The following is a 14,661-nucleotide window of genomic DNA, read 5'->3' as shown; positions in this document are numbered from 1 at the left end:
TCACGGGTGCAACAGCACCTTGACCGCGTCCTGTTCGGCGTGCGCGCGAAGCGCCGCGGCCGCGTCCTCCAGCGGGTAGGTCCGGCCGGTGATCCGGGCCGGGTCGAGCGCGCCCGCGGCGAAGGCGCGCACCGCGTGCGTCCAGGCCCGCGACGGCGCGCCGAACACGGCGGTCACCGCCAGCGCGGACAGCACGAGCTCGGTCGGCGCCGGCGGCTGGTCGTCCTCGGCGGCGAGCCCGGTGAGCGCGACCCGGCCGCCCCGCCTGGCCAGCCGGGTGGCCAGCCGCGCGGTGCCGGGTGCGCCCGCCGCTTCGAGCACGACGTCGAAGCGGCCGTGCGGCGCCGCCTCCGGGGTGCTGAAGCCGGTCGCTCCGCAGGACTCGGCCAGCTCGGCGCGCTCGCGGTTGCGGTCGACGACGACCAGTTCGGCCGGTGACGCCGCGGCCAGCAGTTGCGCACCGAGCAACCCGAGGGCGCCCGCGCCGACGACGGCCACGCGGTCGCCCGCGACGGCGGCCAGCCGCAGGCAGGCTTCGGCCGCGCAGGCCGCGGGTTCCAGCGCGGCGGCGGCGCGCAGGTCGGCGCCGTCCGGCAGCACGTGCAGCAACCGGGCGGGCAGGGCGAGGAAGTCCGCCCAGGCGCCGGGGCGGGTGAAGCCGGTCTCGTCGTACTCGGCGGCGCACAGGTTGTTCTCACCGCGGCGGCACGCGTCGCACTCCTGGCACGACCGGAATCCCTCGCCGACCACGGGCCTGCCGAGCAGGTCGGGCGAGACCCCGGCGCCGACCGCCGCGACCGTGCCGGACCACTCGTGGCCGGGCACGACGGGGTAGCGCACGAACCCCTCTGGTCGCCCACCGGCGAGGATCTCGCGGTCGGAGCCGCAGATCCCGCTCCACGCCACGCGCACCAGGGCCTCGCCGGGGCCCGGTTCGCCGGGCTCGCGCGCCACGACGTGCAGGCTGCCCGGTCGGTCGATCACCACGGCACGCGGATCCACGCTGCCTCCCGGGCACTTGTTCGACCAGTCGGACGTTGTTCGAGAAGTTAGGCCGATCTCGTGACCCGGTCAAGCGGCTGATCGGACGCGACCGGGGCCCAGGTCCACTGTGAATGGACTCGCCAGTGGCGAGAACGCGTTCTGGAATGACGTGGAGAAGCGTCTTCGAGAGGCGAGAAGTCGTGGACATCATCAGCGGAACGTGTTTCACTCAGGTGATGTCGAGTCACCTGGTGCAGGGCAGGTGCGTGGACATGCCCGTGCGCGTCCGCGAGGCGAGCGCGTGCTCGGTGATGTTCGCCGTACCCGCGCGCGTCGCGCGGTCGACGATCGAGCACTCCGGGCTCGACGTCGTCGAACCGGTGCCCGGGCGGGCGCTGTGCTCGCTGGCGTTCGTCCGCTACGTCGACGGCGACCTGGGCCGCTACCACGAGTTCGCGGTGGCCTTCCTCGTCCGGGCCCCGCGCGGACGGCGACCGGGGGCGTTCATCCACCGGCTGCCCGTCGACCAGTCGTTCACGCTGGAGGCGGGCCGGACGATCTGGGGTTTCCCCAAGTGCATGGCCGACATCGACCTGCGGTCCGACGGCCCGGTCCGGCGGTGCACCGTCCGCCAGGACGGCCGCCTGGTCGTCGACCTGCTGGTCCGGCGCGGTCTGCCGGTGCCCGGCGGGATCGCCGCCGTCGACGCCTACACCCACCTGGACGGGACCACGCGGCGGATCCCGTGGACGGTGCGCCCGAGCGGGCTGCGCGGTCGCCCCGGCGGCGCCCGGATCCGGCTCGGTGACCACCCGGTCGCCGACGAGCTGGCCCGGCTCGGCCTGCCCCGCACCGCCTTGCTCACCAGCACCATCGACAACCTCGCGATGGAGTTCCAGGACGCGGAGACCTGCGCCCGGTCGTAGCGCCCCGGGCCGCCGTCAGGCCGCTCGCAGCGCAGCGGGAATGCGGGGGCGCGCCGAACCGTTGAGCGGGGTGCACGGCTTGACGAAGGACGACGAAGGACCGCGAGGCGGTCAGGAAGGCCGAATGTTCGAGAGGTTCACCGACCGCGCGAGGCGGGTGGTCGTCCTGGCCCAGGAGGAGGCCAGGGGTTTCGGCCACAACTACATCGGCACCGAGCACGTCCTGCTGGGCCTGCTCCAGGAGGGCGAGGGTGTCGCCGCCAGGGCGCTGGAGTCGCTGGGGATCGGGTCCGAGGGCGTGCGCCGGAAGGTCGAGGAGATCATCGGCCGAGGGCAGCAGACGCCCGAGGGCAACATCCCGTTCACCCCACGGGCGAAGAAGGTGCTGGAGCTGTCGCTGCGGGAGGCGCTCCAGCTGGGCCACGACCACATCGGCACCGAGCACGTCCTGCTCGGGCTGATCCGCGAAGGCGAGGGCGTCGCCACCCGGGTGCTCGACGTGCTCGGCGCGGACGCCGACGGCATCCGCCGGGAAGTGCTGCGGATGATCTCGGCCTCCGGGGAGGAGGAACCCGCCGCGGCCGGTGCCCGCAGCGAGTCCGCGACCTCGACCACGCTGGACCAGTTCGGGCAGAACCTGACGCGCCGCGCGCGCGAGGGCGAGCTCGACCCGGTGATCGGCAGGGAGGGGGAAATCGAGCGGATCATGCAGGTCCTCTCGCGGCGCACCAAGAACAACCCGGTGCTCATCGGCGAGGCCGGTGTCGGCAAGACCGCGGTCGTGGAGGGGCTGGCCCAGAAGGTCGTCAAGGGCGAGGTGCCCGAGACGCTGGAGGACAAGCAGCTCTACACGCTGGACCTGGGCTCGCTGGTCGCCGGTTCCCGGTACCGCGGTGACTTCGAGGAGCGCCTGAAGAAGGTGCTCAAGGAGATCAAGACCCGCGGCGACATCATCCTGTTCATCGACGAGATCCACACGCTGGTCGGTGCGGGTGCCACGGAGGGCGCCATCGACGCCGCCAACCTGTTCAAACCCGCCTTGGCGCGGGGCGAGATCCAGACCATCGGCGCCACCACGCTGGACGAGTACCGCAAGCACGTGGAGAAGGACCCGGCGCTGGAGCGCCGCTTCCAGCCGATCCAGGTCGGCGAACCCTCCCGCGAGCAGGCGGTGGAGATCCTCAAGGGTCTGCGGGACCGCTACGAGGCGCACCACCGCGTGTCGATCACCGACTCCGCGCTGGTGGCCGCGGCCGACCTGGCCGACCGCTACATCAACGACCGCTACCTGCCGGACAAGGCGATCGACCTGATCGACGAGGCCGGGGCGCGCAGGCGCATCCGGCGCACCGTCGAGGGCGAGGACGTGGTCGCCGAGGTCGACGATGAGCAGATCGCTGAGGTGTTGGCGAACTGGACCGGTATTCCGGTGTTCAAGTTGACCGAGGAGGAGACGACGCGGTTGCTCCGGATGGAGGAGGAGCTGCACAAGCGGATCATCGGTCAGGACGATGCGGTCAAGGCGGTGTCGCAGGCGATCCGTCGTACTCGTGCGGGTCTGAAGGATCCGAAGCGTCCGTCGGGTTCGTTCATCTTCGCGGGTCCGTCGGGTGTGGGGAAGACGGAGTTGTCCAAGGCGTTGGCGGAGTTCCTGTTCGGGGACGACGACGCGTTGGTGCAGATCGACATGGGTGAGTTCCACGACCGGTACACCGCGTCGCGGCTGTTCGGTGCGCCTCCGGGGTACGTGGGGTACGAGGAGGGTGGTCAGCTCACCGAGAAGGTGCGGCGCAAGCCGTTCTCGGTGGTGTTGTTCGACGAGATCGAGAAGGCTCACCAGGAGATCTACAACACGCTGTTGCAGGTGTTGGAGGACGGTCGGCTCACCGATGGTCAGGGTCGGACGGTGGACTTCAAGAACACGGTGTTGATCTTCACGTCGAACTTGGGGACCCAGGACATCTCCAAGGCCGTGGGGTTGGGCTTTTCCAGTGGTCAGGGTGCTGAGTCCAACTACGAGCGGATGAAGTCCAAGGTCCACGAGGAGATGAAGAAGCATTTCCGGCCGGAGTTCCTCAACCGCATCGATGATGTGATCGTGTTCCACCAGTTGACCGAGGACGAGATCATCCAGATGGTGGATCTGCTCTCGGGTCGGGTGGAGAAGGCGCTCAAGGGCAAGGACATGTCCTTGGAGTTGACGGCGAAGGCCAAGAAGTTGTTGGCCAAGCGGGGCTTCGATCCGGTGTTGGGTGCGCGGCCGTTGCGGCGGACGATCCAGCGGGAGATCGAGGACAAGTTGTCGGAGAAGATCCTGTTCGGTGAGGTCGAGCCGGGTCAGATCGTGATCGTGGATGTCGAGGGTTGGGACGGTGAGGGCCCCGACGACAAGGCGGTGTTCACCTTCCGCGGCGAACGCAAGCCCTCCGGAGTCCCCGACACGCCCCTGGCGGAACTGGCGTGAACGACCGACCACCGCTGAGGCGACGGCACGGCGCCGCGGGCACGCCCCGCGGCGCCGTTCGTCGTCAGGCCCGCGCGCCGCGCCGCTGGGCGACCGCCAGGTTCGCCGCCAGCGTCGCGGCCACCACCACGCCCATGGCCAGCACGGCACCGCCGAGTCCGAGCACCGCCGGGGTGAACGAGAGCGCGAGCACCACGGCCGCCCCGGCCGCGACCAGCAGCCCGTGGCCGACCGCGCCGGAGCGGGTGAGCCGGTGCAGCGGCGCCAGCACGACCAGGAACACGGCGACCGGTACCGCGACCGCCAGCGCGGCGGCGTGGTCGGGAAGGTGGGCGTGGTGCGTCGCCGCGTCGAGCGCCACCTCCAGCCCGGCGCCGACGGCGGCGACCGAGGCGAACACCAGGTAGTGGGCGTATCCCCAGGTCAACGCGACGCGCACGGTGCTGAGCACGGCCTCGGGGCCCGTGAAGTAGATCCACCACAGGCCGAACACCAGCACCAGCCCGCCGATCGCGATCAGCAGCAGCGAGGTGCTCAGGCCCTGGTCGGCCAGCACCGTCTGCACGCCGGTGAGGGCCCCGAGGATGACCTCGCCGAGCACGATGATGGTGAACAACCCGTAGCGCTCCGCGATGTGCCCGGGGTGCCAGGAGGTCGCCCGTCCGGTGCTCTCCGCCCACGCCGGAACGGCCAGCTCGGCGGCCACCAGCACCAGGAAGGTGACGTAGGCCCACGCGCCGGGCGCCCACAGCCGCGCGATCCAGCCGAGCTGGACGACGGCGGTGCCCGCGGCGTAGCGCAGCGTGCAGGAGCGGCCTTGCGGGTGCTCGGCCGCGGCGCGCAGCCACTGGGTGATCATCGCGACGCGCATGATGACGTAGCCGACGACCACGACGGTGAAGTCGTCGTGGTCGAAGGCGGCGGGCACCCCGGCGGCCAGCACGAGCACGCCGCCCATCTGCAGCAGCGTCAGCAGCCGGTAGGGCACGTCGTCGGTGTCGTAGGCCGAGGCGAACCAGGTGAAGTTCATCCAGGCCCACCAGATCGCGAAGAACACCGCGGCGTAGCCCGCCAGCGCGGGCCCGATGTGGCCCTCGGCCAGTGCGTGGTGCAACTGCGACGCGGCCTGCGACACCGCCACCACGAAGCACAGGTCGAACAGCAACTCCAGCGGTGTGGACACGCGGTGCGCCTCGTCGGGATCCCGCGCGCGCATCACGCGGCGCAGCACCACCGTGCCGATCGGCTCTCCGCTCATGACGACACCTTCCCCCTGCCCGTCGGTTTCCGGCGGCAGCCTAGAACGCCGAGGTCGCCGGGCGCGAGCGGGTCCCGGAGAACTCCGTTGTGGACGGGTTCCCGGATACCGGTCCAGTGTGGACGGAAATCAGAGCCGGACGCCGCCGGTGACGCACGTGATGGTGCCGCCACCGACCCAGACCGCGCCGGTGTCGTCGGTGGACACGTGCACCCGTCCCTGCCGTCCGAGCGCGGTTCCCTGCGCCGCCACGTACGGCGCGGTGGCGCGGCCGGTGCGCAGCAGCCAGTCGGCGAGCCCGGCGTTGAAGCTGCCGGTCACCGGGTCCTCCACGGTGGCGCCGTCGAACGACAGGAACGTCCGCACCTCGAAGGCCACCGGTGCGCCCTGCGGGTGCGGCCCGGCGACACCGATGCGCAGGTCCCCGACGGGACCCGGGCGCAGCGCGAGCACGGAGTCGGCGTCGGCGAGCAGCACAGCGATCCAGCCCGGCCCGTTGTCGGCCCACTGCGCGTCCACGATCGCCGCCCGCTCGACCCCCAGCGCCGCGGCCACCCGCTCGACCAGCGCCTCCTCGACCGGTCCCGAGCGCACCAGCGGCGGGGCGGCGAAGGCCAGGGCGTCCTCGGTCCGCCGCACCCGCACCAGTCCGGCATCGCATTCCTGCACCACGACGTCACCGGCGTGGTCGGTGGCCGACAGCCACGCGTGGCACGTCCCGAGCGTCGGGTGGCCCGCGAACGGCAGCTCACCGCCCGGTGTGAAGATCCGCACCCGGTAGTCGGCGCCCGGGTCGCTCGGCGGCAGCACGAACGTCGTCTCGGACAGGTTCGTCCACCGGGCGAACCGCTGCATCTCGTCGGCGGACAACCCGTCCGCGTCGAGCACGACCGCCACCGGGTTCCCGCCGAAGGGGACGGTGGTGAACACGTCGACCTGTTGGAAATCGCGCATGCACGAATCCTAAGAGCCTGTCTTTGTCTCGTTGTGCGTGGCGGTGCCGGTAGCGAAAGAGCCTGTCTTTTGAACTCGTTTTGCGTGGCGGTGCCGGTGGCGGAACCTCAGCGGCCGTCTCGGCTGTGGGAGCCCCTCCTGATGTATGTAGATCAAAGACAGGCTCTGGCCGGTGCCGTCGCACGATCATCCTCTGTGGACGGAAATGGTGCGCCGAACCCGTCGTCCACACTGGAGCACCGCGGGACGCCGGCGCGCCAGAGCCCGGCGTCGGGCACGAGGCGCCGGGGTTCGAGCGGTGAGGTTTGGTGATCGGTGCTCGTGGGTACCAGGCGTGGAGCCAGCGCGCGACGTGAGAGGAGGAGGCATGGAACTCGCTGAACTGCGCCGCGTGTACGACCAGGAAGGGCCCTTCGCGACGGTCTACCTCGAAGGCCGCTCGCCCGCCGAGGACGCCGGGGCGCAGATCCGCCTGCGGTGGGACGCACTGCGCGAGCGGCTGCGGGCCGACGGAGCCGGCGACGGGGTGCTGGAGCGCCTCGACGCCGAGCTGGTGTCCGCACGCAGCGGCGAGGAGCAGGCCGACGGTCGGGTGCTGGTGGCCACCGAGTCCGGCGTGGTCCTGGACGCGCCGTGGGACGCCGCGCTCGGCAGCGGCGACGACGCGCACTGGACGACGTTGCCGGAACTGGGCGCCTACGTGCGCGAGAAGGCCCGCGCCGTCCGCGAACTCGTCGTCATCGCCGACCAGGAAGGCGCCCACGTGCGCCAGGAGGTCATCGCCGAACAGCACGAACCGCAGGAGGTCGACGCCGAGGAGGTCCGGGGCGGCGCGGTCGAAGGCGTGCACAAGCCCCGCGGCGGTGCGCTGTCGCACAAGCAGAACCAGCGCCGGGCCGACGAGGCGGTGCTGCGCAACGCCAAGGACGTCGCCGAGCACGTGCGCGACGTCGGCGCCCGCTTCCGCCCCGAGGTGCTGGTGCTGGCGGGCGAGGTGCAGGCGCGCACCGCGATCCGGCGGGAACTGCCCGCGGAGTCCGCGCCGCAGGTCGCCGAGACCGACCGGGGTGGCCTCGACCGGGGCGCGTCCGACGAGGCGCTGGCCGACGAACTCCTGCGCATCGCCGGGGACCTCAGCGAACGCCGCGCCGCCGACCTCGCCGATCGCTTCGAGTCCGGACTGGCGCACCAACTCGCCGTCCAGGGCGACGAGTCCGTGGCGCACGCGGCCGAGATGGGCGCGGTCGACACCCTGCTGCTCCAGGACGGCGCACCCGCCTCGCGGGAGGCGTTCCTGCTCCGGACCTGCGCCCGGACCGACTCGTCGGCCGAGGTCGTCCGGCGCGAGCTGGACGACGGCGTGGGGGCGCTGCTGCGGCACCCGCTCACCGCGTGAGGCGCGGCCGGCGCCTCACGCGGCGCCGAGATCGGCGACCGCGTCGATCTCCACGGCGAAGGCCGGGTCGACGAACCCGTCGACCGCCACCAGCGTGGCCGCCGGACGCGGTTGCGGCACCACGTCGACGACGACCTCCCGCAGCACGTCCAGATCGGCGATGTCGCGCAGGTAGTAGGTGAGCTTGACGACGCTGTCCCAGCCGCGACCGTGCTCGGCGAGCCGGTCGCGGATCTTCGCCAGCACCAGCCGCACCTGGCCTTCGACGTCGCCGGGGACGGTGCCGTCGGCCTCGGACGGCGTCTGGCCCGAGACGAACAGGAAGGGACCGGTGCCGATGCGCGTGTCGCTGTAGGTCGTCACGGACCAAGCCAACCACGGCCCGGCGCGACAGTACTCAGGCGGTCGGAACCGGCTCGCGCAACGCCCGGGGCAGGCCGGCCGCCCGGCGCAGCGTGCGGGCGTCGATGGTGCGGGGGCGGTAGGCGAGCGCGTCGAGCTGCTCGGTCATCAACTCCACCGGATCCGCGACCGCGTCGGCGCGGCCGAGCATGATCGCCGCCCACGGCTGCTCGTCGGAGCGGAAGTAGGCGCGGGTGGCGAACACCTCGCCGAACGCCTGCCACGGGCGCCGGAAGCTGGCCACCGAGTCCGCCGCGGGCAGGCTCAGGTGCGGGCGGCTGACGTGCGTGCTCACCACCCCGCCGGGAGCCAGCAGGTCGCGGCACCGGGTGAGGAACTCCCGCTGGTACAGCGCGCTGTGCGGGCTGTCCTCGTCCTCCTCGGGAAGGTCCAGCACGATCACGTCGTAACGCCGGTCGGTGCCCGCCGAGTCGCGCACGAAGCGGGCGCCGTCGTCGTAGTGCAGCCGGATCGGACCGTCGCCCGCCTCGGCCCGGCGCACCTCGTCGGCGTCGAAGCCGTACGGCAGGTGCTCGGCGCAGATCCGCACGCAGTCCGGATCGATGTCGACGTGGTCGACCACCTCGACCCCGGCCCGCGCGGCGATCTGCGGAACCACGCCCTCGCTGCAACCGATCACCAGCACGCGCCGCCGTTCCCCGGCCAGCGCCAGCGCCGGGACCAGCTCCGCCTCGTGGAAGGCCAGCTGGCCCAGCTCGGCGCTCTGCGGGTTCTGGTCGCAGAACAGGGTGGTGCCCAGCGGCGTCCGCGCCACCAGCACGTCCTGGAACGGTGTCCGCTCCTCGTGCACGACCTCGTGCAGCGGCCACAGGTCGACGACGTCGTCGCGGACGGGCTCGCGCAGCCACCGTTCGGGATTCATTCGACCACCCTCCGGCTGTGAGGAGACAACACCAGGGCCGAAGATAGTAGCCGCGCCGCTGCGGGCCGTGACCGGGAGTGCTCAGACCGGCTCGGCGTGCCGGACCGAAGTGGACTCCCCGAGCACCTCGCGCTCGATCTCCTCCAGGCTCCTGCCCTTGGTCTCGATGAGTCCACTGCGGACGAACCAGGAGGACAGCACCGCCATCAGGGCGAAGAACAGGAACATCGGGCCGGGACCGCAGACGTCCAGCAGCACCGGGAAGACCAGCGCGACCAGCATGTTGAACAACCAGTTCAGCACCAGGCAGATCCCGACCGCAGAACCGCGCATCCGCAGCGGGAACAGCTCCGGCAGCATCACCCACTGCACCGGGCCCCAGGACACCGCGAACGAGGCGATGTAGACGACGATGCTGCCCAGCGTCACCGCCACCAGCAGCGGACCGTAGGACAGGCCGGTGACGTCGGCGATCCCCAGCGCCAGCATGGACACGAGCATCCCGACGCTGCCGACCGCCAGCAGCGACTTGCGCCCCACCCGGTCGATCAGCCGCAGCGCGGGCAACGTCATGAGCATGTTGACCAGCCCGATGCCGACATTGGCCAGGATCGCCCCGGAGGTGCCGAACCCGATGTCGGTCAGCAGGGTGGGGGCGTAGTAGATGATCGTGTTGATCCCGATGAAGTTCTGGAAGAACACCAGTCCCACGCCCAGCAGCAGCACCGGGCGCAACCGCCGGGTGAACAGCTCGCGCACGCCCACCGCGTGCTGGAGGGCCTGGGCGCGGTCGGCCTCGCGGATCTCGTCCAGTTCGGCGTCGATCTCCGCCGGGCGGTCGCCGCGCAGCCGCCGCAGCACCGCGCGCGCCTGCTCGGTCCGCCCGCGCCGGACCAGCCACCGCGGGCTCTCCGGCTGGAAGACGATGCCCACGCCGAGCAGCACCGCGGGCACCGCGCCGATGCCCAGCATCCACCGCCAGGCTCCGGTGTCCGACAGCGCGAAGTCGGTCAGGTAGGCCACGAAGATCCCGACCGTCACCAGCAGCTGCATCAGCGAGGTCAGCCCGCCGCGCACGTGCTTGGGCGCCAGCTCGGTGAGGTAGAGCGGCACCACCACGGACGCCACGCCGACCCCGATGCCGATCACGAAGCGGCCGCCGACCAGCGTCCACGCGGTGGTCGCCAGCATCGCCGCCGCGGTCCCGGCGGTGAACACCGCGGCGGCGGCCAGGATCAGCCGTCGCCGCCCCCACAGGTCGGACAACCGGCCGGACGCCCCGGCGCCGGCCATCGCGCCGACCAGCAGGCCGCTGACGACCAGGCCCTGTTGCAGCGGGGAGAGCGCGATGTCCTGCTTGATGAACAGCATCGCGCCCGAGATGACCCCGGTGTCGTAGCCCCACAGGATGCCGCCGAGAGCGCCGAAAACCCAGATCAGGGCATTGCGCGCCCGCGACCGCCGGACCGGACTTGGCTCCATTGCCGTCCTTTCGCGTCAGGTGTTCTTTCAGGCCGCCCCGAGGCCCGGGGCGAGGTGGATCTTGCGGCCCGAGCCGGTGCGGAAGTGCTCGACGGCTTCGGGGTAGGACTCCAGCGGCAGCGTGTCGCTGACCAGCCGTTCGACGTCCACCGAGCCGGAAGCGACGAGTTCGATCGCCGGGGCGAAGCCGTGGTGCACGGCCATCGAGCCGAGGATGTCGATCTCCTGGTGGTAGACGCGGTACGGCGAGAACCGCGCGGTGGCGGCCGGGTCGGCGACGCCGAACTGGAGGAACGTGCCGCCCTTGCGGACCCGGCCGAGGCCGTCCTCGATCGCCGGGATCGCGCCGGTCGCGTCGACGACCACGTCGAACCCGTCGGGTTCGTCCAGCTCGTCGGCGCGCTCGACGGCGTGGTCGGCGGCGAAGGAGCGGGCGAAACCCAGTCGCGCCGGGTTGATGTCGACCATCGACACCGAGGCGGCGCCGGAGCGGCGCACCACCGCGGCCATCAGCAGCCCCATGGTCCCCGCGCCGTAGATCAGGTAGTGGTCGCCCGTCCGCCGGGGCAGCCTGCTGGCGCCGTGCACGGCGCAGGACAGCGGTTCGACCATCGCCGCGGCGCGGTCGGAGACCTGCGGCGGCAGCACGTGGCAGGTCCGGGCGGGCACCGCGACCAGCTCGGCGGCGGCTCCGGGACGGCTGATCCCGATCGCGTCCCACACCTGGCAGATGTTGCCGCGGCCGGCCCGGCACCAGCGGCACCGGCCGCACGGCAGGTTCGGGTCGACCGCGACCCGGTCGCCCACCGCGAGGTCGTCCACCCCGGGCCCCGTCTCGACGATCTCACCGGCGAACTCGTGGCCCGGCATCAGCGGGAACGGCGCCGGGCTCAGCTCGCCGTCCAGCAGGTGCACGTCCGTGCCGCACAGGCCGCAGGCCGCCACCCGCACCAGCACCTCGCCGGCCTCGGGCCGCGGGTCGGGCACCTCGGTCACCGCGGCCCGCCCCGGGCCCTCGATCAGCACAGCACGCACCGCACACGCTCCCTGCCGGGCTCCCGCCCGCGTCGGTCGGATGTCGTGCAGCAAAGTAACGAGGCGTAAACGCTTACGCAAGCGTTTAACTGTGCTAGTTTCAGCGACCACGATCCACGGCAGCAGGGGAGCGGACAACGTGGTCACGATGGTCGACGTCGCACGGGCGGCGGGCGTGTCGGTGGCGACCGTCTCGCACGTGCTCAACGAGACGCGGCCGGTGCGCGAGCAGACCCGGGCGGCCGTGCTGGACGCCATCGAACGCTGCGGTTACATCCACAACACGCTGGCCCGCTCGCTGGTCACCGCGCGGACCCGGTCGATCGGCGTGGCGATCTCGGCGATCAGCAACCCGTACTTCACCGAGATCCTGCAGGGGGTCGAGGAGGAGGCGGTGCGCCGCGGCTACACGCTGCTGCTCGCCGACCCCCGCGACGAGCCGGACCACGAGTTCACCGTCGTCACCAGCCTGCACCAGCGGCGCGTCGACGGCCTCGTGCTCGCCCCCTCGGCGAGCCCGGACCGCGCCCTGCGCTACCTGGCCGACCACGCCGTGCCCGCGGTCTTCGCCGACCGGGTCGTCGGTGACGACCACGACCAGGTGGCCGCGGAGAACGTCGAGTCGACCGCCCGGCTCGTCGACCACCTCGCCGGGCTCGGGCACCGCGCGATCGGCTTCGTCGCCGGCCTGCGCGGGCTGAGCACCACCGAGGAACGGCTCGCCGGGTACCGGGAAGGCTTGCGGCGCAACGACATCGGCGCCCAGCTGTGCGCGGACGGCGGATCGGCGGCCGAAGGCGCGCGGCGGGCGGTCGGCGAACTGCTGGCCCTGCCGGAGCCGCCGACCGCGGTCATCGCCGCCAACAACGCGATGACCATCGGCGCGATGCGCGGACTGCGCGACCACGGCCGCCGGGTGCCCGACGACGTGGCGCTGGTCGCCTTCGACGACTTCCCGTGGGCCGACCTGTTCGCGCCGCGGCTGACCGCGATCGCGCAGCCGAGCCGCGAGATCGGCGCGCGCGCCGTGCAACTGCTGCTGGACCGCATCGAGGACCCCGGCCGCGCTCGGGTGGTGCAACGCCTGCCGACGCGGTTCGTGCACCGGGACTCCTGCGGCTGCCCCGAGTGATGGGAGGAAACGCGTGATCGTCGTCGGAGGCGAGGCGCTGGTCGACCTGGTGCCGGAACGTCCCGCGCCCGAGCTGGCGCCGCTGGTGCCGAGGCTGGGCGGCGGTCCGTACAACGTCGCGGTCGCCCTGGGACGCCTGGGAAGCGCGGTGTCGATGCTGACGCGCATCTCCACCGACCACTTCGGACAGGCGCTCGTGGACCGCCTGGAGAAGTCCGATGTGGACACGTCCCTGCTGCGGCGGGGGACCGAGCCCACGACGACGGCGCTGGCGACCACCGGGCCGGACGGCTCGGCGCGGTACGTCTTCCACGTGGACGGCACCGCCGACCGCCTCATCGGTGACCCGGGCCCGCTGCCGGACCACGTCCGCGCGGTCGCCCTCGGCACGCTGTCGCTGGTGCTGGAACCCGGCGCCTCCGCCTACGAGGCGGTGCTGCGCCGCGAGTCGGCGCGCGGCCGCGTGGTCGCGCTGGACCCGAACATCCGCGCCGACCTGATCGAGGACCCCGACGCCTACCGCGCCCGGTTCGACGAGTGGCTGGCCGACGTGGACCTGCTCAAGGTCTCCGCCGAGGACGCCTGCTGGCTCGCGGCCGAGGACGACCCGATGCCCGCGGTGCAGCGCTGGGCCAAGCGCGGTCCGGCCGCGGTGGTGCTCACCCGCGGCGCCGACGGGCTGGCCGCGGTGACCCGCGACGGCACCGTCGCCGAGGTCCCCCGCGCCGAGTCGGCCGTGGTCGACACGATCGGCGCGGGCGACACCGCGCAGGCCGCGCTGCTGCACTGGCTCGACGTCCACGGCCTGCTGGACCGCGCGTCGCTGCACGCCGCGGAACCGCCGGACTGGGCGGCGGCGCTGTCCTTCGCCGCCCGCGCGGCGGCCGTGACCTGCTCCCGCCCGGGAGCCGAGCCGCCCTGGGCCGCCGAACTGGCCTGACCGGTCCGGGCACACGTCAGGAGGGGCTTCCGCAGTCGGGACAGCCCGGCGCCTGTTCCCGGAGCAGGTTCAAAGACCGGCATCGAGTGCGAGGACGGGCTCTCACGGGCGCGTGACGTGGAACTCGCGTCGCAGCGGGGTGAAGCTGAGCGCCTCGAAACCGGGATAGTCGCGCAGCAGCTCCCACTCCGGCGTCGCCGAGCCGACGCCCCACCCGGGGCGGGCGAGCGCGTCGCTGTGGGCCTGCTCGCCGCTCCACTCGCTGAAGTGCAGGATCCGCGTGCCGTCGTCGCTGAGGTGGAAGTAGATCCCGCCCAGTCCGGCGGCCGGTGCCGGGTCGGTTTCGTGCGCGTGCAGCACGGCGTCCACCCAGTCCCGCTGCCGCTCCGGGTCGGGACCGGCGAGCTGGATGACGACGAAGGGCACGTGCTCCCGCGAACCGGATCCCGTTCCCGGCTGGTGGCGGTAGAAGCGGCAGGACGTCGACGTGGTGCGCAGTCCGCCGTGCGCCGAGATCTCGGACTCGTCCCCGGGGTTCCCGGCGCGCGGTGTCGACCACTGCGAGTAGGTGAGCAGCGTGTGCTCGCGGGTGCCGGTGAACGCGGTGTAGGCCAGCAGGTCCGGGGTCGGCCACGGCCCCTCCCGCCAGGCGTCGGCGAGGGCGGTCACCGCGGCCCGCAGGTGGTCGGCCGTGGGCAGGTGCCAGGTCTGGACCAGGGCCGTGCGCGCGTCGGTGCGGGTCATGTCGGGAAAGTCGTCGGCGAGCATGGTCGCCCTCCTCGCGGTGTCGGCAATCGGGCCGGTT

Annotated in this window: 13 protein-coding genes; 5 read left to right on the top strand and 8 right to left on the bottom strand. The window is 72.3% G+C overall.

Annotated features, from left to right (window positions below; translation table 11 throughout):
- On the bottom strand, positions 1 to 1,002 hold the full coding sequence (locus NV263_RS16015; RefSeq protein WP_263247079.1) for a zinc-dependent alcohol dehydrogenase: 1,002 nt from the start codon (positions 1,000 to 1,002) through the stop codon (positions 1 to 3).
- A 218-nt stretch (positions 1,003 to 1,220) separates the two neighbouring features.
- On the opposite strand from NV263_RS16015, the gene NV263_RS16010 reads away from it, so the two are divergent.
- Both NV263_RS16010 and NV263_RS16005 read left to right on the top strand, forming a co-directional pair.
- Entirely contained in the window at positions 1,221 to 1,910 is a 690-nt protein-coding gene (locus tag NV263_RS16010) for an acetoacetate decarboxylase family protein (protein WP_263247078.1), read from the top strand.
- 124 nt (positions 1,911 to 2,034) lie between these two features.
- Entirely contained in the window at positions 2,035 to 4,374 is a 2,340-nt protein-coding gene (locus NV263_RS16005; RefSeq protein WP_263247077.1) for an ATP-dependent Clp protease ATP-binding subunit, read from the top strand.
- A gap of 64 nt (positions 4,375 to 4,438) precedes the next feature.
- Here the strand turns inward: NV263_RS16005 and NV263_RS16000 are convergent, their stop codons facing one another.
- Both NV263_RS16000 and NV263_RS15995 read right to left on the bottom strand, forming a co-directional pair.
- Complete coding sequence (locus tag NV263_RS16000) at positions 4,439 to 5,632, bottom strand: low temperature requirement protein A (protein WP_263247076.1); 1,194 nt, start codon at positions 5,630 to 5,632, stop codon at positions 4,439 to 4,441.
- Positions 5,633 to 5,761: 129 nt separating this feature from the next.
- Entirely contained in the window at positions 5,762 to 6,586 is an 825-nt protein-coding gene (locus tag NV263_RS15995; protein ID WP_263247075.1) for a PhzF family phenazine biosynthesis protein, read from the bottom strand.
- A 367-nt stretch (positions 6,587 to 6,953) separates the two neighbouring features.
- Between NV263_RS15995 and NV263_RS15990 the strand changes: the two genes are divergently transcribed.
- Entirely contained in the window at positions 6,954 to 7,982 is a 1,029-nt protein-coding gene (locus NV263_RS15990; RefSeq protein WP_263247074.1) for a baeRF2 domain-containing protein, read from the top strand.
- Positions 7,983 to 7,997: 15 nt separating this feature from the next.
- Here the strand turns inward: NV263_RS15990 and NV263_RS15985 are convergent, their stop codons facing one another.
- From NV263_RS15985 to NV263_RS15970, 4 genes are all read right to left on the bottom strand, one after another.
- Positions 7,998 to 8,345, bottom strand: coding sequence for a RidA family protein (locus NV263_RS15985; protein WP_263247073.1), 348 nt, complete (start codon positions 8,343 to 8,345; stop codon positions 7,998 to 8,000).
- A gap of 34 nt (positions 8,346 to 8,379) precedes the next feature.
- Positions 8,380 to 9,267 carry a spermidine synthase gene (locus NV263_RS15980; RefSeq protein WP_263247072.1) on the bottom strand — a complete coding sequence of 296 codons (888 nt, stop codon included), beginning with the start codon at positions 9,265 to 9,267 and terminating at the stop codon, positions 8,380 to 8,382.
- Positions 9,268 to 9,348: 81 nt separating this feature from the next.
- Complete coding sequence (locus NV263_RS15975; protein ID WP_263247071.1) at positions 9,349 to 10,749, bottom strand: sugar porter family MFS transporter; 1,401 nt, start codon at positions 10,747 to 10,749, stop codon at positions 9,349 to 9,351.
- A 27-nt stretch (positions 10,750 to 10,776) separates the two neighbouring features.
- On the bottom strand, positions 10,777 to 11,784 hold the full coding sequence (locus NV263_RS15970; protein WP_263247070.1) for a zinc-dependent alcohol dehydrogenase family protein: 1,008 nt from the start codon (positions 11,782 to 11,784) through the stop codon (positions 10,777 to 10,779).
- 91 nt (positions 11,785 to 11,875) lie between these two features.
- Here NV263_RS15970 and NV263_RS15965 point away from each other — a divergent pair, with 91 nt between their 5' ends.
- Complete coding sequence (locus NV263_RS15965; protein ID WP_263247069.1) at positions 11,876 to 12,916, top strand: LacI family DNA-binding transcriptional regulator; 1,041 nt, start codon at positions 11,876 to 11,878, stop codon at positions 12,914 to 12,916.
- Between the two features lie 13 nt (positions 12,917 to 12,929).
- Positions 12,930 to 13,856, top strand: a complete 927-nt coding sequence (locus tag NV263_RS15960; protein WP_263247068.1) for a carbohydrate kinase family protein — start codon at positions 12,930 to 12,932, stop codon at positions 13,854 to 13,856.
- Positions 13,857 to 13,958: 102 nt separating this feature from the next.
- On the opposite strand, the gene NV263_RS15955 is transcribed toward NV263_RS15960, so the two are convergent.
- Positions 13,959 to 14,624 carry an antibiotic biosynthesis monooxygenase gene (locus NV263_RS15955; RefSeq protein WP_263247067.1) on the bottom strand — a complete coding sequence of 222 codons (666 nt, stop codon included), beginning with the start codon at positions 14,622 to 14,624 and terminating at the stop codon, positions 13,959 to 13,961.
- Between the last annotated feature and the right edge of the window lie 37 nt (positions 14,625 to 14,661).

Origin of the sequence: Saccharopolyspora rosea, assembly GCF_025643595.1 — a bacterium.
Taxonomy (GTDB): Bacteria; Actinomycetota; Actinomycetes; order Mycobacteriales; family Pseudonocardiaceae; genus Saccharopolyspora; species Saccharopolyspora rosea.
The sequence above is the reverse complement of the archived record's forward strand: the minus strand, read 5'-3'. Positions and strand labels throughout refer to the sequence as shown.